1 pseudogene is annotated in these 421 nt (G+C 60.6%); it reads left to right on the top strand.

Annotated features, from left to right (window positions below):
• Positions 1-265: pseudogene (locus tag P3H15_RS55345) on the top strand (hypothetical protein); the annotation flags it as partial.
• Positions 266-421: the final 156 nt, after the last annotated feature.

Genomic DNA, 421 nt, shown 5'->3' with positions numbered 1-421 from the left:
CGAGACGGAGGAGGAACCCGAGGAAGAGACCGCTGAGGACGAGACGGAGGAGGAAGAGCCTGAGGAGGAGGAGCCCAAGCCGCGGCGGCGTCGTCCCGAGCCGCGCCGGCGTCGTCCCCAGAAGGCCGCTGCACAGAAGAAGGCGATCAACGGCCGTCTCGAGCATCTTCGTGGCATCGCGCTCGGGTTCCGGAATCTCGACCACTACATCTTGCGGTCGTTGATCCACTCCGGGCAGCTTCAGGAACGGATCAACGCACTCTGAAACGGGAAGAGCCCGCAAACAACACACAACCAACCATGTTCACGTCGCCACCGAACACCGGGAAAACCCGGCCGGTATGACCACCACGATTGGTTGTCGTCACTTTCCTGTAGAAAAAACACTTGCGTGTTCTCTCAGGACCCAACAGTATGCCGA

The organism is Rhodococcus sp. T2V, assembly GCF_029269925.1.
GTDB lineage: Bacteria > Actinomycetota > Actinomycetes > Mycobacteriales > Mycobacteriaceae > Rhodococcus_F > Rhodococcus_F koreensis.
Note: the sequence above shows the minus strand (reverse complement) of the source record. Positions and strands in the feature narration are given on the sequence as shown.